The sequence below is a fragment of the Bradyrhizobium sp. USDA 4461 genome (genome assembly GCF_054055655.1).
Map to the genome: position 1 here is coordinate 4589524 of NZ_JBSRXM010000001.1, position 16405 is coordinate 4605928.

Here is a 16405-nt window from a genome sequence, read left to right on the forward strand (position 1 = left end):
TGAACTGGCTTCCCCGACTAGATCTCGGGGAAGCCGATCCAGCCAGCTGATGGACACGATGACGACGATCCTGCAACCCGATCATGCTACGATCCCAGGCGTGAGCAAGCCTGTTACATCCCGCATCGCCCGGGGCGGCCACGGTCTGTCGGATCGGACCATCGCCTGGCTGTTCGTCGCGCCGACGATCGCGCTGCTGCTTGCGATCAATATCTTTCCGCTGATCTGGATGATCCGGCTGTCCTTCACCAACCTCAACCTCAGCATGTCCTATCTGCCGCTGCGGTTCGTTGGTCTCGACAATTTCAGCGACATCCTCAACGACGAGGACGTCTGGTTCCGGCTGCAGACCACGGCGCAGTTCGTGATCTCGTCGGTGGCGTTGCAGGTGGTCGTGGGCTTCGGCCTGGCGCTGTTGATCAACCGCCAGTTTCGCGGCCACAGTTTCTGGACCACGATCATCCTGCTGCCGATGATGCTGTCGCCGGCGGTGGTCGGCAATTTCTGGACGTTGCTGCTGCAGCCGCAGATCGGTCCGTTCAACTACCTGATCAGCCTGTTTACCGGCGTGCCGCCAAGCTCGTTCAGCATGACCGGGCAGGTGTCGCTTGCACCGTGGACCATCGTGCTGGTCGATACCTGGATGTGGGCGCCCTACGTCATGCTGATCTGTCTCGCCGGGCTGCGCTCGATCCCCGATTACATCTATGAGGCGGCGGAAGTCGATCGTGCCTCGGCATGGCGGCAGTTCTGGTCGATCACGCTGCCGATGACGGTGCCGTTCCTGATGCTCGCGGTACTGTTCCGTGCCATCGAGAATTTCAAGATGTTCGACATGGTCAACCTGCTGACCTCGGGCGGGCCGGGCTCGACCACCGAGCTGGTGTCGATCTCGTTGAAGCGCGCGGCGTTCGAGAAGTGGCGCACCGGCTATTCCTCGGCGCTCGCCATCATCCTGTTCGTGACCGTGTTCGGTGCCGCCAACATCTACGTCAAGACGCTCAACAAGGTGAAGCAACGATGACCGCTGCCGCCGCCAGATCCACCGCGCATTCCATCGTCGAGGCCTCGCCGTGCGCCAAGGCGTTCGCCGGCGGTCTCGTCATCCTGTATGCGGTGATCACGATCCTGCCGCTGCTGTGGATCGTCGCCACCGCTTTCAAGTCGCAGAGCGATGCCATCGCCTATCCGCCCAAGGTGATCTTCGAGCCGACCCTCGAAGGCTATGTCAACCTGTTCACCGTGCGCACCCGCCAGACGCCAGACTTCATTGCCAAGCTGCCGCCGCCACAGACCTGGTACGACAAGCTGGTGCGGCAGCGCGACATGGTGATCGCCGGGCCGTCGAAAGTCGTGCCGCGCTTCGTCAACTCGCTGATCATCGGCTTCGGCTCGACCTTCCTTGCGGTCTTCCTCGGCACGCTCGCGGCCTACGCATTCTCGCGCTTCCGCATACCCTTGGCGGACGATCTGCTGTTCTTCATCCTTTCGACGCGCATGATGCCGCCGGTCGCGGTGGCGATCCCGATCTATCTGATGTACCGGCAGCTCAATTTGACCGACACGCGGCTCGGCATGATCCTGCTCTACACCGCGGTGAACGTCTCGCTCGCGGTCTGGCTGCTCAAGGGGTTCATCGACGAGATTCCGCGCGAGTACGAGGAGGCAGCGCTGGTCGACGGCTATACGCGGCTGCAGGCGCTGCGCAAGGTGGTGTTGCCGCAGGCCGTTACCGGCATTGCGGCGACCGCGATCTTCTGCCTGATCTTCTCGTGGAACGAATATGCGTTCGCGGTGCTGCTGACGAGCGGCGAGGCGCAGACTATGCCGCCCTTCATCCCGTTCATCATCGGCGAAGGCGGGCAGGACTGGCCGGCGGTTGCGGCCGCGACCACGCTGTTCGTCGTCCCGATCGTCATGTTCACCGTGCTGTTGCGCAGGCATCTGCTGCGCGGCATCACCTTCGGAGCGGTGCGCAAATGAGCGGCTCTGTGGTTGCCAAAGGTTATGTAGCGCGCTGGTTCCGTCGCGGGCCGTGGGAGGCCGTCGCAATGACCCTAATCGGAGGCGGCATCTTCATGCTGGTGCAGCCGTGGTCGATCGATCTCTACAGCTACTCCTTCGTGACGATCCTGACTGGCACGGTCGGCTTCGTCATCGTCAGCCATTTTCCGGAATAGGCCATGGCACAGATCCGCATCGAAAACCTGCGCAAGTCGTTCGATCAGTTCACCGCGGTGGAAGGCTCGACCTTCACGATCGACGACGGCACGTTCTTCGCGATGCTCGGGCCGTCCGGCTGCGGCAAGACCACCACCTTGCGCATGATCGCCGGCCTCGAATTGCCGACCGAAGGCAAGATCCTGCTCGACGGCGAGGACGTCACGTTCCACCGCGCTGCCGCCCGCGACATCGCCTTCGTGTTCCAGCTGTTCGCGCTCTATCCGCACATGAATGTCGGCGAGAACATCGGCTTCCCGCTGAAGTGCCAGGGCATGGCGAGGCGCGAGATTCGCGAGCGGGTGCAGGAGACCGCGCGGATGCTGCGGATCGAGCATCTGCTGTCGAGCAAGACCTCGAAACTCTCGGGCGGCGACCGGCAGCGCGTCGCGCTCGGGCGCGCCATGGTGCGCCGGCCGAAGGCGTTCCTGATGGATGAGCCGCTCGGCGCGCTTGACGCCGAATTCCGCCATCTGATGTGCGGCGAATTGCGCGACCTGCACGATCGCATCAAGGCGACCACGGTTTATGTCACGCATGACCAGCTCGAGGCGATGTCGATGGCCGACCAGATCGCCGTCATGAACAAGGGACGCGTCGAGCAGATCGGCACGCCGCAGGAGGTCTATGACCGGCCCGCCAGCATGTTCGTTGCCGACTTTATCGGCTCGCCGCCGATGAACTTCCTGCGCTTCGAGGGCGGCTTGCGCTCCGGCGATCGCGCGATCTCTTTCCACGAAACCAGGCTTGCGGTGCCGGAGATCCGCGAGGACCGCGCCAACGCGCCGCTGGCGCTCGGCGTCCGTCCGGAGCATATCCGCTTCGCCGACGCCGGCGCCGTGCGCGGCGAGGTGTTCGGCGCGGAATATCTCGGCACCACCCAGATCGTCACCGTCGACACGGCCTACGGCCGGGTCGCGGCGCGGCTACCGTCGAGTGCGTCGGTGCGGATCGGCGAGACCATCGGCCTCGAATTCAACGCAGCGCGGCTGGCGTTGTTCGACATCGGCAGCGGCCTTGCGATCAGGACCGCGAGCGACGAGGGCCTGCGCCATGGCTGACGTCACCCTGCGCAACGTCACCAAGCGCTTCGGCGCGGTGGACGCGGTCCGCGACCTCTCGCTGGCGGTGAAGGACGGCGAATTCCTGGTGCTGCTCGGACCGAGCGGCGCCGGCAAGACCACGACACTGCGGCTGATTACCGGCTTGGAGACCCCCGATGCGGGCTCGGTCGTGATCGACGGGCGCGACGTGACGCACGATCCGCCGGGCTCGCGCGACATCGCCTTCGTGTTCCAGCAATATTCGCTGTATCCGCATCTCACGGTCTACGACAATCTGGCGTTTCCGCTGCGCTCGCCGGCGCGGCGGGTGGCGGAGCCGATCATCCGCAAGCGGGTCGAGCAGACCGCGGAGCTGCTGCACATCGCAAGCAAGCTGAATAACCGCGCCACCCGGCTGTCCGGCGGCGAGATGCAGCGCGTGGCGATCGGCCGGGCGCTGGTCCGCGACCCCTCGATCTATCTGATGGATGAGCCGCTGTCCTCGCTGGACGCAAAACTCCGCAGCGAGCTTCGGCTGGAGCTCAAGCGGATCCAGATCGAGCTCGGCGCCACGATCCTCTACGTCACCCACGATCAGGTCGAAGCGATGACGATGGCCTCGCGCATTGGCGTGATCCGGGACGGACAGCTGCTTCAGCTCGGCACGCCGCGGGAGATCTACGAAAGCCCGTCCAGCAGCTACGTCGCTTCGCGGCTCGGCACGCCGCAGATCAATTTCCTGCCGGCGAGGCTGCTTTCCGATGTCATGGTGCCGCCGGGAACCGAGACGATCGGCATTCGCACCGAGCATCTTCAGCTCGCTGCGCGCAATGGCGGGCAGATGGTCGGCCGCGTGCATCGGGTCGAGCACCTTGGCGAGCAGAATCATATTCACCTGGACTATAAGGGCGAGACGCTGGTGACGCTGGCCGATCCGCATCGGCCGCTGCAGGCCGGCCAGGAGGTCGATTTGCACTTCGTGCATCCGCTGTATTTCGACCGTGCGGGGCAGCGCATTCCCGCTGCGGTTCATTAGAGGGGCGAGAGGATCGAACAGATGTCGGTGCCATCAGAGACATTCAAGTCGTTGGTCAAGGCGGCCGCAGAGCAGGTCATCGCCAGCGCGCCGGAGCTGACCAGCCTCGATCAGGCGATCGGCGACGGCGACCACGGGACCAACATGAAGCGCGGTTGCGAAGCCGTGCTCGGCAAACTCGATGTCATCTCGGCGCAGCCGCTCGACGAGGCCTTCAAGATGATCGGCAAGACCTTGGTGATGACGGTCGGCGGCGCCTCCGGGCCGCTCTATGGCAGCTTCTTTCTGGCCGCGGGCGAGGCGCTCTCGCATGACAAGCAGCTGCCCGAGGATATCGCCGATGTGTTCGGCAGCGCCGTCAACGCGGTAAGCGCGCGCGGCCGCTCGCAGGTTGGCGAGAAGACGATGCTGGATGTGCTGGTTCCCGTGCTGGAGACGTTGAAGACGGCGGCCGGCCAGCCGGATCTGATCGCGCGGGTGCGCAGCACCGCGACCGAGGCGGTCGAGCGGACCGCGCCGATGCAGGCCACCAAGGGACGCGCGTCGTTCCTCGGTGCGCGCAGCGTCGGGCATGTCGATCCCGGCGCGCGGTCGAGCTGCGTGCTGGTGCAGGCGGTGTGCGCGGGCCTGGAGGCACGCGCATGACCGACACCGTGGGAATCGTGATCGTTTCGCATTCCAGCGACATCGCCAAGGGAACCGCCGACATGGTGCGGCAGATGGTCGGCAGCGAGGTCAAGGTGGCCTTTTGTGGCGGCAATCCGGACGGCGGATTGGGCACCAGCGTGCCGCTGATCATCGACGCGATCAATGCCGCCTGGTCTCCCAAGGGCGTCGCGGTGCTGGTCGATCTCGGCGGTGCCGAGACCAACAGTGAAATGGCGGTCGAGATGTTGGAGCCTGCGCGGCGCGATCTCGTTGTCGTCTGCAACGCGCCGATCGTCGAGGGCGCCGTGATGGCGGCGACCGAAGCGGCGGGCGGCAGCACGCTGGCCCAGGTCAAGGCGGTGGCCGAAGAACTCTCGGCCGACTGAGATGTCGGCGAAGCGATGATGGATGATGAGCATGCTTGATAAAGCGGACGAACAGATTTTCACCGGCAATGTGCGGCTGGTGCACGCGGTGGGCATGCATGCGCGCCCCGCGGTCAAGCTGACCAAGCTCGCCAAGAAATTCCAGGCCCAGATCTCGGTGCGGGTCGCGGGTGCACCGGAGTGGATCAATGCCAAGAGCGTGGCCAAGATCATGGCGATGCGTGCCACGCACGGCAGCACGATCGAGATAAAGGCGTCCGGCAGCGATGCCGAGGCTGCCGTCGCCGCGCTGGTCGATCTGGTCGCCAGCGATTTTCCGGATGGAGCGGGCTAGCATGCAGGGCGGCGCTGCAGGACTGGCTTACCGCGGCAGGACCGCCTCGATCGGCTTTGCCCATGGTCCGCTCGTCCGCGTCGACGCCGGCGCGGGCGGCGAGCGGGTCGCCGGCACGCTGGTCGAGGAGGCGCTCGCGCTGCGCAAGGCGATCGATCTCGCAAGCGGGCAGATTGCCGATCTTGCCGCCAGCGCCGGCGGCGAAGCCGCGCAGATCCTCGAGTTTCAGGTCGCATTGCTGGAGGATGAGGATCTGATCGAGGCGATCTTCGCGTCGATCGGCGAGGGGCGCCCGGCCGACCTCGCATGGCGTTCGACGCTCGACGAGCAGATCGCGGAGTACAATGCGGCGGAGGATGAGTATCTGCAGGCTCGCTCGTCGGACCTTGCGGATTTGCGCGACCGTGTGGTCCACATCCTGCGCGGCGACGCGGGCGAGCCGCTGAAGATTCCGAGCGGCGGCGTGGTCTGTGCCGACGACCTGCCGCCGTCGCGCTTCCTGGAGATCGACTGGTCCGGCGGCGGCGGTCTCGCGCTGCTGCACGGCAGTCCGACCAGCCATGTCGCGATGCTGGCGCGCGCGCGCGGCATCCCGATGGTGGTCCAGCTCGGCAGCATTCCCGATGCCGGCACCACGGCGCTGCTCGACGGCGAGGGCGCGACGCTGGAGCTCGATCCCAGCGCCGAGCAGGTGCGCATCTTCGAGAAGCGGCGCGAGAGCCATCGCAAGAGCAGGGCATCCGCGCGCGCCATCCTGCGGCGGCCGACGGCGTCGTGGCGCGGCGAGCACATCAAGCTGCTGATCAATATCCAGCGCGTCGACGACCTCGATCACGCGGACGCGCAATATGCCGACGGCATCGGCCTGATGCGGACCGAATTCTTGCTCGCCGGTCGGAGCGAGCTACCGGACGAGGAAACCCAGTTCCAGGCCTATGATGCGGTCCTGCGCTGGGCCGGCCAGCGGCCGGTGACGATCCGCACCTTCGATGCCGGTGGCGACAAGCCGGTGCCCGGCTTCACGCTGGATGGCGAGGCCAATCCGTTCCTCGGCGTGCGCGGCCTGCGGCTGTGCCTGGCGCGGCCGGAGATTTTTGCCGTGCAGCTGCGCGCGCTGGCCCGCGCCGCGGTACGCGGCAATCTCAAGGTCATGTTCCCGATGGTGACCTCGGCCGACGAGCTCGAGGCGGGGCGGAAGCTGTTCGCCGATACCGTGCAGCGCTTGCAGGCGGACGGCATTGCCGCAATGCTTCCCGAACTGGGAATCATGGTCGAAGTCCCGGCGGCGGCCCTGGCGGTCTCGAGCTTCAAGGCCGCCTTCTTCTCGATCGGCTCGAACGATCTCGCGCAATATGTGCTGGCCTGCGATCGTTCCAACGGAGCTCTCGCCCCCCTGATGGATCCGCTGCATCCCGCAGTGCTCGAACTGATCGCGCGGACCGCGGAGCACGGCCGCCGCGCCGGCGTCAGCGTCAGCCTGTGCGGCGACATGGCGGGCGATTCGCGCTGTCTGCCCGCGCTTTTGAACTGCGGGCTGCGCGAATTGTCGGTGAACGCCTCGGCATTGGCGCAGATCAAGCAGACCATCGATCGGCTGAGCAGCGGAGGCAGTGTTGGCTGACACGGCGGCCGATGAAGCGCCCGAAGCCGGCGCGGTTGCGGTCTACAAGCGCATCTTCAAGGAAGTGCTGGAGAGCCGCCCGTCCGGCATGCGGCTGCGGCTGGCCCATGCCATCGGCAAGAACCGCAGCTTCGTCAGCCAGATCAGCAACCCGGCCTATCCGGTGCCGATCCCGGTGCAGCATCTCAACACGATCTTCGATGTCTGCCACTTCCCGCCGCAGGCCAAGACGGCCTTCTTGCGCGCCTATGCCCGCGCGCATCCGCGCCGCGTCGGCCGGCTCAGCGAAGGCTCGCATGAGCGGACGCTGACCCTGCATCTGCCGGATCTCGGCAGTTCCAAGCGCAATGCCGAGCTCGACGCGCTGCTGCAGGAGTTCACGCGGCGCCTGATTGCCGTCATGCGGGAAAAATAGGCGAAAACGCCGAACGAGGCGGGGAGGACACCATGAAGAAGTTCATCAATGCGGTCGACAACGTTCTCGCAGAGAGCCTCGACGGCTTTGCGGCCGCGCATGCCGATCTGGTCGCGCTGGGCGCCGAGCGCAAATTCGTTCGCCGCCGCGAGCTGAACCGCAGGAAGGTCGCGCTGGTCTCGGGCGGCGGCAGCGGGCATGAGCCGCTGCATGCCGGCTTCGTCGGCCACGGCATGCTGGATGCCGCCTGTCCCGGCCAGGTGTTCACCTCGCCGACGCCGGACCAGATCGTCGAGGCCGCGCAGGCGGTCGCGGGCGATGCCGGCGTGCTGTTCATCGTCAAGAACTATGCCGGCGATCGCATGAATTTCGAGATGGCGGACGAGATCGCCGAATGCCGCACCGCCACCATCGTGACCGACGACGATGTCGCGGTCGAGAAGTCGACCTACAGCATCGGCCGCCGCGGCGTCGCCGGCACGCTGGTCGTCGAAAAGATCGTCGGCGCGGCCGCTGAGAAGGGCGCCGATCTCGCGACCTGTGTGGCGCTCGGCGAGCGCGTCAACGCGCGGACGCGTTCGATGGGCGTGGCGCTGACCAGCTGCACGGTGCCTGCCGCTGGCACGCCGACCTTCGCGCTCGGTGCGGACGAGATGGAGGTGGGCGTCGGCATCCACGGCGAGCCGGGCCGCCGCCGTGTCAAGCTCGAAGCCGCCGACGCGATCGCGTCGGAAATGACGACCGCCATCGCCGACGATCTTGCGGCGCCCACGGGCTCCGAAGCCCTGCTGCTGGTCAACGGCTTCGGCGGCACGCCGACGATCGAGCTCTATCTGATGTACAATGCGGCGCGCCGCATGCTCGAGCAGCGCGGGCTGCGCATCGCGCGCTCGCTGGTCGGCAGCTACGTCACCTCGCTGGATATGGCCGGCTGCTCGCTCACGGTGAGCCTGCTCGATGCCGAGACGGCCGCGTTGTGGGACGACCCGGTCCGCACGGCAGCGTTGAAATGGTGATCGCGCCTCTCGAATCCTGAACCGAACCGTGACGAGCGGTCCGTTGAAGGCGTGTCAACGGAAGCGTGATCGCCGCAGCGAATCGCACTTCGGAAGCCTTACCAACGGGCCGTTTCCTGCATTATAAGATGCCTGGAGCCAGCCCGTTGAGTCGAGGGCCGGCGAACTCTGCTCAACAAGGCGCGTCGCGTGAGGAACCCGGAAGCTGTCGCCGCGATCGTGTCGGCCCTTCGACAGGCGCACGGGGACAATGTTGCGCGCGCCTTCCTCGCCGAGGGCGTCAGCCTTGCTGCGCTGATGGACGCGGTGTTTTCGCTTCCGATCAGGAATAGCGAGGCGGTCAGGACGATCGCCAGGGCGCTCGAATCCGGTGATTTTGTCATCTCGCCCGATATCGGGCCGCTTTGGCACGTCAAATATGTCTACAGCCAGCCCGGCTCGATGACCGTCGTCGACATGGTGGTGCTGACGCCGGACAGGACGTTCGCCAGCACCGAGATCTCGCTGCGGCTGCGCGCCTGAATCCGCCCCGCGACAGGCCGAGGTTATCGCCGATCTTCGTTCGCGGGGCGCACGGCCAAAACAGCGAAAACAACCCCATGCAAAGGAGCCGGGCGGTAGCCCGGTGTTCGATCCGGCATTCGTCACGGAACTTGACATGGCGGGCAAATCAGCGGTACTATTCTATTATTCCGAAATGATGCCGTGCCCCCGCGCGATTGGCGCGGCTGTAGCCGGATCCGATTGCTCTGCCGCGGCATGGAGCGATCATTCGCCTCATCAGGTTCCGCACCGGGGCATCGGTGCGCTCAATGATGGAACGAGGTCGGGAGGGAGTGGCTGAAACCCGGTGCAGACGCTATGGGATGGTCGAGATCATGTGAGACGTCAACTCTCGAGAAAATGGATGCCATCGCGCGGCTTTGAGGCGAATGCCCCGAAGATTCTTATTCAACGTTCAAGACCAGCATCAAGCCACCGCCGCCATTCTGCTCGGTGTTGTTATTCTCGGTGTGATGCGGGATATGACAATGCACGAGCCATTTGCCCGGCTTGCGCGCCGTCCAGATCACATCGTAACGCTGCCCTGGTCCGACATTGATTGTGTCGGCCTGGTAACGCGCGGTGTCACTCAGGGTCACCCCGTCAACCGCCACGACCTCGAAGGGGCCGCCGTGGATATGCATCGGGTGCACGAAATTGTTGTTGGTGCCAATGAACCTGACCTTGATGGTTTGACCGACCTTCATTGATATCGTGTCGGTCGCCGGATAGGCCTTGCCGTTGATGGTGAAATAGTTCGGCATCTCGCCTTCCATCAGCATCGCCGGGTAAGTGCGCCATTCGCGCTTCAGCCATTCCTGCAACTGGACGACATAGTCGAGATCGGCCGCGACTTCGGAGTTCGGATCTTTCGGCGCGATGATCAGCGCGCCATACAGCCCCAGCGCCTGTTGGCGATCCGGGCGATCATGGCTGTGATAGAAATAGGTTCCGTGCTGACCGACCTCGTACTCGTATGTGTACGAGCCACCCGGCGGAATCGGCGGCTGCGTAATCTCGGCCGGGCCGTCCATCGCGTTCGGTACGATCAGCCCGTGCCAGTGGACCGTCGTCGATTCCGGCAGATTGTTGTGGAAGTTGATCCGGACGTGATCGCCCTCGGTGAGTTGCAAGCGCGGCCCGGGGATCTGGCGGTTGTAGGCATAGGCGTCCACCGCGACATCGGGCAGGATGTTCCAGCGAATGACGGACGCATCGATATCGAACACTTTGACGCCGTTCTCGATCCGCGGCTCCAGCACCCGGTCGCCACGGGCGTCGGCTGGCGCCACATAGCCGACCTGCCGCGGCTTGACGGCCGCCATGTCCTTCATCGCATCGCCCGAGAGATCGAAAGTACCGATCATGCCCGGCGGCATGATCGCATCATCGACATCGTGCCCGCTCAGGCCGAGATTGACCGAGAAGCCCGGCAGGACCATTCCGGAGATCAGGAGCAATGACGTGACAGCGGCGAGGGCGGCCTGCTGTGCGATCGTTGCTTGTTTTTTCATGCCTCGGCCAGCCATCCCGCGGTGCTCTTGCCCGGCGCTCTGCTGTTCGCCGTGGCGATGCTGCTTGTGGTCTTGATGTGCGTGCTGCTGTTGCTTCGCATGCGGGCGCTCGGTCATCAGGCCGTGCTTGATGCCATTCTTGACCATCCAGACGTTAAAGGGATACGCGGTCGAGAATCCGACCATGACGCCAATTGACATCACGCCCCAGAAGACAAGCTCGAGCGGGTCCATCGCGCGCATGTCGCGGCCCATCATCAAGGTGCTCATCGTGGGGGCCATACCGGCCATCATCGCATTCATGCTGATGAACTCGGGCATGAAGCTCGCTTTGACATTGTCCCAGTAGCTGCCACCCATCATGCGTTTCATGAAGAGCGACTGGAAGACGAACAGGCCAAACGAGAACCCTGTCAGATACTCGACGATCAGGTCGACCCACATCGGCAGGGCAAGCGATGCGGTGATCACCGCCGCCAGGATGATACCGGTTGCGTCGCCCGCGACGCAATGGATCGTGCTGCCGACGCCCTGCTTCCATAAGGGAGCGGTGAATGCCTCATGCTCGCCCGGCCGCGGCTCCTTGTCCGTCAGGACATAGAGGAGAAGCCCGAACGGCCCCATGTAGAGCGTGATGAGAATGAAGCCCCATTTCATCACGGTAGGTTCGGGATTGCCAGCAAACTGATCGTAAGCGACGTACGCCGTCGAAGCGAAGGCGAGTGCGAACCACGATATCAGAAAATAGTCATAGGGCATTGCGATCATCGTGATCACTTTCCGGTCGGGGTCACTTCACTGTCGCAACTCGGCCCCCGGGGCTCATTCCTGAACTTGTCTCCCAGAAGCCCTTGGTCGTTGCGATATGGAGGCGCAGCGCAGACGGCCACGCCGACGGCCTCATCGGCTCAATCCGGCGAGCAGAACCAGAGTGTGCTCGGCGATCATTGCCTCTTCATCCGTGGGGATCCTCCGAACCTCGATCGGGCTACCGGGCGAGGAAATCGTGGTCGAGCCCCGCTCATTTTCAATCTCGTCGATTTCGATGCCGATCCAGCGAAGTCTCGCGCAGATATCGCCACGAATTCGCGAACTGTTCTCGCCGATGCCGCCGGTAAACACGAGAACATCAAGGCCGCCGAGGTTAGTCGCCATCACCGCAACGTACTCCGCCGTTCGCGCGCAGAACTGATCGACCGCCAGTTTCGAGTTAGGCTCGGTTGTCGCGAGAAGTGCCCTCATATCGGCGGAAATACCGGAGACGCCGAGCAATCCTGATCGACGATAAAGAATATCCTCGAGTTCCTGGACCGAGAGTCTGTTCGACTTCTGCAGGTAGAGCAGAACGCCCGGGTCAATGGCTCCGCACCGTGTCGCCATCATCAAGCCGTCCAGAGGCGTGAGGCTCATGCTCGTGTTGATGCTTCTGCCGTTCTGAAGCGCGCATACGCTCGATCCGTTGCCCAGGTGCGCGATGACAGTGCGCTGTTGGGGGGAGCGAAGTCGGGTAGCAACGTATTCGAACGAGAGGCCGTGAAATCCATATCGATGAATGCCGTCTCCGACGTCCGGAATTGGCAGCCGCTTGTAGACCGAGGGCATATCGCCGTGAAATGCAGTGTCGAAGCAGGCAATTTGCAAAAGGTCGGGACGCGCCTGTTGCAGGGCCCGAATCGGAGCAAGGCAGGCAGGTTGATGGAGTGGCGCCAGCGGCGTCAGCGCATCGAGCCGTTGCAGCACGTCGCCCTCGATCAGGGCGGGAGCGGAGAAGTGCGCGCCTCCGTGCACGACCCGGTGTCCGACCGCAGCCAGGACGTCCTTGCCGAGAATGGGTTGCAGCCGCGGAAGCAACGAGGAAATGGAATCAGCCTGGTCATCGGAGGCAGGCCGCGCTTGATCAAGTATCCGGCCCGCGGCATCCCTGATGGTGAACCCTGCACTCGCAGCATGCCGGTCGAAAAGCCCTCTGCAAATCAACGAGAGCCCAGGATCATCTCCATCGGCCCGATAGGCTGCGAACTTGATACTCGATGAGCCGGCGTTCAGAGCGAGAATTGCCTTGGCCATCACTCGTCCTGCCCGGAGATGGGACGCCAGCGCCAGTTCTGGATGTCCGGCATGTCCTCACCATGCTCGCGAATATAGCGGTGATGCTCGGTCAGCTTTGCCTCGCAGAGCTGTCGGATCGCGGTCGCCTTCGCCTGCAAGCCGGGAACGCGTTCGACCGCTTCTATCGCGAGATGAAAGCGGTCGAGCTCATTCATCACCACCATGTCGAATGGCGTGGTCGTGGTTCCCTTTTCCCGGTAGCCGCGCACGTGGATATTGTCATGGTTGGCGCGATTGTAGGTCAGGCGGTGGATCATATAGGGATAGCCGTGATAGGCGAAGATTACCGGTCGATCACGCGTAAACAGACGATCGAATTCCTTGTCGGAGAGGCCGTGCGGGTGCTGCTCGCGCGGCTGCAGCGTCATCAGGTCGACGACGTTGACGACGCGGATCTTCAGATCGGGCATCGCCTCGCGGAGCAGGCTGACCGCGGCCAGGGTCTCGAGCGTTGGAATGTCGCCGGCGCAGACCATGACCAGGTCTGGTTCATCGCTCCCCTCCGAGGTCGCCCATTGCCAGATACCAATGCCGTCCCTGCAGTGCGACTCAGCCTCCTGCATCGAGAGCCATTGCGGCGACGGCTGCTTCCCGGCGACGATGACATTGATACGATCGTAGGTGCGGAGACAGTGATCCGTGATGCAGAGCAAGGTGTTCGCATCGGGTGGAAAGTAGACGCGAACGATGTCGGCATCCTTGTTCGCGACGAGGTCGACGAAGCCCGGATCCTGATGCGTGAATCCATTATGATCCTGACGCCAGACATGCGAACTGAGCAGATAGTTCAACGATGCGATCGGTCGCCGCCAGGGCAGGCGGCGAGAGACCTCGAGCCATTTGGCATGCTGATTGAACATGGAATCGACGATGTGAACGAACGCTTCGTAGCAGTTGAAGAGACCGTGGCGTCCGGTCAGCAGGTAGCCCTCGAGCCAGCCCTGACACAGATGCTCGCTCAACACCTCCATGACGCGGCCATCGGGGGCAAGGCCCACGTCGAATGGCTCAATGTCTTCCATCCAGACGCGATCGGTGGCCTCGAAAACCGCGTCGAGCCGGTTCGAGGCGGTTTCGTCCGGCCCCATCAGTCGAAATGTCCTGTCCGCCGCATTCAGCCCGATGACATCACGGAGATAACCGCCCACGGTCCGCGTGGCCTCGCCGATTTGGGAGCCGGGCGACACGAGATCGACTGCGTAGCTGCGGTAATCTGGAAGCGTCAGCTTTCGTTTGAGGGTTCCGCCGTTGGCGTGCGGGTTGGCGCCCATCCGGCGCGGGCCCGCTGGTGCCAGCGCCTGAAGGTCGGCGCGCAGGCAGCCAGCCTCGTCGAACAATGCCTCGGGCCGGTAGCTCCGCATCCAGGTCTCGAGAATCCCGAGATGCGCGCGGTTGGTTCGGACCCCTTCGATGGGAACCTGATGCGCACGCCAAAAGCCTTCGATCTTCTTGCCATCGACTTCTTTCGGACCGGTCCATCCCTTCGGAGTGCGCAAGACCATCATCGGCCAGCGTGGGCGGCCTCCACGCTGGTGATCGCGGGCTCGATCCTGAATATCGCCGATGCAATCGAGCATCTCGTCGAGAGCCCGCGCCATCTTTGGATGCATGTCGTTGGGATCGCTGCCTTCGACAAAAAGCGGGTCATAGCCATACCCCTTGAGCAGATCCGCAATCTCTTCGTCGCGCATGCGCCCGAAAATCGTGGGGTTGGCTATTTTGTAGCCGTTGAGGTGCAGGATCGGGAGGACGGCGCCGTCATGCGCCGGGTTGAGGAATTTGTTCGAATGCCAGGATGCGGCGAGGGGACCGGTCTCGGCTTCCCCATCGCCGATCACGCAGGCAACGATGAGGTTCGGGTTATCAAAGGCCGCCCCGTAGGCATGCAGCAACGAATACCCGAGTTCGCCACCTTCATGGATAGATCCGGGCGTCTCGGGAGCGGCATGGCTCGGAATGCCGCCTGGAAACGAGAACTGCCGGAAGAGCTTTCGCAAGCCGTCCTTGTCACGCGTGATATCCGGATAGATTTCCGAATAGGTTCCTTCAAGGTAGGTGTTGGCGACCATGCCGGGTCCGCCGTGGCCCGGTCCGCAGATGTAGATCATGTCGAGATCGCGCGCCCTGATGACGCGATTGAGGTGCGCGTAGATGAAATTGAGCCCGGGCGTTGTCCCCCAATGCCCGAGCAGCCGTGGCTTGATGTGCTCGGGTTGCAGCGGCTCTCGCAGAAGCGGATTGTCCAGCAGATATATCTGACCGACGGATAGGTAGTTCGCTGCCTGCCAGTACTGGTCGAGTGCGGTCAGGTCGGCTTTGTCGAGTGGGCTGGCGTCCATCGGAAGCGTCCTTGGAGAAGCATCAGCAGGCCAATCTTAGACGATTGAACCGTTGCCTAGCGTCGACGCGCCCTCGTCCGGGCCGCCTTTTTTGCCGCGGCGGAGCGGCGCGCCGATCCTTTGGTCTTGGCTGCCTTGCGGGAGGCGGCCGAGCGCGCCGAGGCCGAGCGGTGCGACGCCGCCTGTCGTGCCTGTTTCGACAGTGCGGACCGCGATGCTGTGCGGTGGGGCTCCCGCTTCAGGGCGCGAGATACGGCACGCGAAGCACCGGGCCGGCGGCGGGGCTTCCGCTTGCCTTGACCTGCCTCATAGGCATATTCGGCGCTCTTGCGGGTTTTCGCCTTTGCCTTGCCCTTCTTGGGGGGCCGGAGCGGAACACCCGCGCGCCGCGCCTTGGACAAGCCGATTGCGATCGCCTGTTGCGGTGATCTCGCTCCGTGTTGCCCGCGCCGGACCTTGCGAATCTCCTCGTGCACGAACTCTCCGGCCTGGGTGGTTGCAGACTTGCCCTGGCGCCGGTCTTGCTTCGCCTTTTGAATTGTCCTGCGTTCTGGCATCGACGGTCTCCGCGTCTCATTGTGGGAATGATGCAATGTCGTTCAGATGACGGGCCGCTTGTCGCTGCGTAGTCCGTCGAGCACCCCGCGCTGAATATTCAGATGCGCCGCGACCAATTCGTGCGGCGTTCGGATGCCGGTGGATCTCGCGCATACGGCCAGCATCGACCTCGACAAGTGCCGCAGCGACGTCGGTCGAAATCGGAAAGTTGCGGGTGTCGGCGATGCGTACGCGGCCACCCGGCGACGCCATTGGCGGCAACTCCATCAACTTGAACACCATGTTTTGCCGCACATGCGCGCGCGCGCCATCGACGGCATCTTGTGCAAGCGGAGGCGGGACCTCACTCCGGAAGATGAACAGTTCCTCTCCGGGTATCCGATCGAAGGTCGGCGTGGGGAATCCGAGGTTTTCGGCCAGCCACCGCCGCCGGCCAGGATCATCCTTCGACTTGGAAATCTCATCTCGGAGCCTTGAGCATCGATACTGGCGGCGCGATCTGGCTCCAACTACAACACGGGGCACTCGTTCCTATGCTGGTTTCGGCCGGAGTACGGTGCGCACCGCGCCCATTAGTGGCCGGTCGTTGACGCGCCTGCTTGAGCAGGTTCCTCATGTTGAAA

General features: G+C 63.8%; 17 protein-coding genes. 13 read left to right on the forward strand and 4 right to left on the reverse strand.

From position 1 onward, the window contains the following. Positions 1-49 precede the first annotated feature (49 nt). From ACVINW_RS21165 to ACVINW_RS21220, 12 genes are all read left to right on the forward strand, one after another. Entirely contained in the window at positions 50-1024 is a 975-nt protein-coding gene (locus ACVINW_RS21165; protein WP_456753069.1) for a carbohydrate ABC transporter permease, read from the forward strand. Beyond that, positions 1021-1983 (forward strand): carbohydrate ABC transporter permease, encoded by a 963-nt coding sequence (locus tag ACVINW_RS21170; protein WP_456753070.1) that lies wholly within the window; start codon positions 1021-1023, stop codon positions 1981-1983. The genes ACVINW_RS21165 and ACVINW_RS21170 overlap by 4 nt, the downstream gene beginning before the upstream one ends. Then, on the forward strand, positions 1980-2180 hold the full coding sequence (locus ACVINW_RS21175; protein ID WP_456753071.1) for a hypothetical protein: 201 nt from the start codon (positions 1980-1982) through the stop codon (positions 2178-2180). The genes ACVINW_RS21170 and ACVINW_RS21175 overlap by 4 nt, the downstream gene beginning before the upstream one ends. A 3-nt stretch (positions 2181-2183) precedes the next feature. After that, positions 2184-3281, forward strand: coding sequence for an ABC transporter ATP-binding protein (locus tag ACVINW_RS21180; protein ID WP_456753072.1), 1098 nt, complete (start codon positions 2184-2186; stop codon positions 3279-3281). Next, positions 3274-4299 carry an ABC transporter ATP-binding protein gene (locus ACVINW_RS21185; RefSeq protein WP_456753073.1) on the forward strand — a complete coding sequence of 342 codons (1026 nt, stop codon included), beginning with the start codon at positions 3274-3276 and terminating at the stop codon, positions 4297-4299. The genes ACVINW_RS21180 and ACVINW_RS21185 overlap by 8 nt, the downstream gene beginning before the upstream one ends. Before the next feature lie 21 nt (positions 4300-4320). Next, positions 4321-4944 (forward strand): dihydroxyacetone kinase subunit DhaL, encoded by a 624-nt coding sequence (gene dhaL / locus ACVINW_RS21190; protein WP_456753074.1) that lies wholly within the window; start codon positions 4321-4323, stop codon positions 4942-4944. Continuing rightward, entirely contained in the window at positions 4941-5333 is a 393-nt protein-coding gene (gene dhaM / locus ACVINW_RS21195; protein ID WP_146989240.1) for a dihydroxyacetone kinase phosphoryl donor subunit DhaM, read from the forward strand. The genes dhaL and dhaM overlap by 4 nt, the downstream gene beginning before the upstream one ends. A gap of 31 nt (positions 5334-5364) precedes the next feature. Further along, a complete protein-coding gene (locus ACVINW_RS21200; RefSeq protein WP_456753075.1) occupies positions 5365-5667 on the forward strand; it encodes an HPr family phosphocarrier protein in 303 nt (100 codons plus the stop codon). A 1-nt stretch (position 5668) separates the two neighbouring features. Continuing rightward, entirely contained in the window at positions 5669-7288 is a 1620-nt protein-coding gene (gene ptsP, locus ACVINW_RS21205; RefSeq protein ID WP_456753076.1) for a phosphoenolpyruvate--protein phosphotransferase, read from the forward strand. Beyond that, positions 7278-7703, forward strand: a complete 426-nt coding sequence (locus ACVINW_RS21210) for a hypothetical protein (RefSeq protein WP_456753077.1) — start codon at positions 7278-7280, stop codon at positions 7701-7703. Before ptsP ends, ACVINW_RS21210 begins: the two co-directional genes overlap by 11 nt. Before the next feature lie 32 nt (positions 7704-7735). Continuing rightward, positions 7736-8719 (forward strand): dihydroxyacetone kinase subunit DhaK, encoded by a 984-nt coding sequence (gene dhaK / locus ACVINW_RS21215; RefSeq protein ID WP_456753078.1) that lies wholly within the window; start codon positions 7736-7738, stop codon positions 8717-8719. 189 nt (positions 8720-8908) lie between these two features. Next, positions 8909-9241, forward strand: a complete 333-nt coding sequence (locus tag ACVINW_RS21220) for a hypothetical protein (RefSeq protein ID WP_456753079.1) — start codon at positions 8909-8911, stop codon at positions 9239-9241. Between the two features lie 425 nt (positions 9242-9666). On the opposite strand, the gene ACVINW_RS21225 is transcribed toward ACVINW_RS21220, so the two are convergent. The 4 genes from ACVINW_RS21225 to ACVINW_RS21240 all read right to left on the reverse strand — a co-directional run bounded on the left by ACVINW_RS21225 (position 9667) and on the right by ACVINW_RS21240 (position 15781). Further along, positions 9667-11544, reverse strand: coding sequence for a DUF4396 domain-containing protein (locus tag ACVINW_RS21225; RefSeq protein WP_456756461.1), 1878 nt, complete (start codon positions 11542-11544; stop codon positions 9667-9669). Positions 11545-11676: 132 nt separating this feature from the next. Continuing rightward, positions 11677-12843, reverse strand: coding sequence for an acetate/propionate family kinase (locus tag ACVINW_RS21230; RefSeq protein WP_456753080.1), 1167 nt, complete (start codon positions 12841-12843; stop codon positions 11677-11679). Beyond that, complete coding sequence (locus ACVINW_RS21235) at positions 12843-15224, reverse strand: phosphoketolase family protein (protein ID WP_456753081.1); 2382 nt, start codon at positions 15222-15224, stop codon at positions 12843-12845. Before ACVINW_RS21235 ends, ACVINW_RS21230 begins: the two co-directional genes overlap by 1 nt. A gap of 56 nt (positions 15225-15280) precedes the next feature. Then, positions 15281-15781, reverse strand: a complete 501-nt coding sequence (locus tag ACVINW_RS21240; RefSeq protein ID WP_456753082.1) for a DNA-binding protein — start codon at positions 15779-15781, stop codon at positions 15281-15283. Positions 15782-15914: 133 nt separating this feature from the next. On the opposite strand from ACVINW_RS21240, the gene ACVINW_RS21245 reads away from it, so the two are divergent. Next, a complete protein-coding gene (locus ACVINW_RS21245; RefSeq protein WP_456753083.1) occupies positions 15915-16259 on the forward strand; it encodes a hypothetical protein in 345 nt (114 codons plus the stop codon). The last annotated feature ends 146 nt before the right edge of the window (positions 16260-16405 follow it).

Coding starts and splice junctions, on each gene's coding strand:
- ACVINW_RS21165 (WP_456753069.1), top strand. CDS start 50: ATGGACACGATGACGACGATCCTGCAACCCGATCATGCTACGATCCCA.
- ACVINW_RS21170 (WP_456753070.1), top strand. CDS start 1,021: ATGACCGCTGCCGCCGCCAGATCCACCGCGCATTCCATCGTCGAGGCC.
- ACVINW_RS21175 (WP_456753071.1), top strand. CDS start 1,980: ATGAGCGGCTCTGTGGTTGCCAAAGGTTATGTAGCGCGCTGGTTCCGT.
- ACVINW_RS21180 (WP_456753072.1), top strand. CDS start 2,184: ATGGCACAGATCCGCATCGAAAACCTGCGCAAGTCGTTCGATCAGTTC.
- ACVINW_RS21185 (WP_456753073.1), top strand. CDS start 3,274: ATGGCTGACGTCACCCTGCGCAACGTCACCAAGCGCTTCGGCGCGGTG.
- dhaL (WP_456753074.1), top strand. CDS start 4,321: ATGTCGGTGCCATCAGAGACATTCAAGTCGTTGGTCAAGGCGGCCGCA.
- dhaM (WP_146989240.1), top strand. CDS start 4,941: ATGACCGACACCGTGGGAATCGTGATCGTTTCGCATTCCAGCGACATC.
- ACVINW_RS21200 (WP_456753075.1), top strand. CDS start 5,365: ATGCTTGATAAAGCGGACGAACAGATTTTCACCGGCAATGTGCGGCTG.
- ptsP (WP_456753076.1), top strand. CDS start 5,669: ATGCAGGGCGGCGCTGCAGGACTGGCTTACCGCGGCAGGACCGCCTCG.
- dhaK (WP_456753078.1), top strand. CDS start 7,736: ATGAAGAAGTTCATCAATGCGGTCGACAACGTTCTCGCAGAGAGCCTC.
- ACVINW_RS21225 (WP_456756461.1), bottom strand. CDS start 11,544: ATGATCGCAATGCCCTATGACTATTTTCTGATATCGTGGTTCGCACTC.
- ACVINW_RS21230 (WP_456753080.1), bottom strand. CDS start 12,843: ATGGCCAAGGCAATTCTCGCTCTGAACGCCGGCTCATCGAGTATCAAG.
- ACVINW_RS21235 (WP_456753081.1), bottom strand. CDS start 15,224: ATGGACGCCAGCCCACTCGACAAAGCCGACCTGACCGCACTCGACCAG.
- ACVINW_RS21240 (WP_456753082.1), bottom strand. CDS start 15,781: ATGCCAGAACGCAGGACAATTCAAAAGGCGAAGCAAGACCGGCGCCAG.
- ACVINW_RS21245 (WP_456753083.1), top strand. CDS start 15,915: ATGCCGGTGGATCTCGCGCATACGGCCAGCATCGACCTCGACAAGTGC.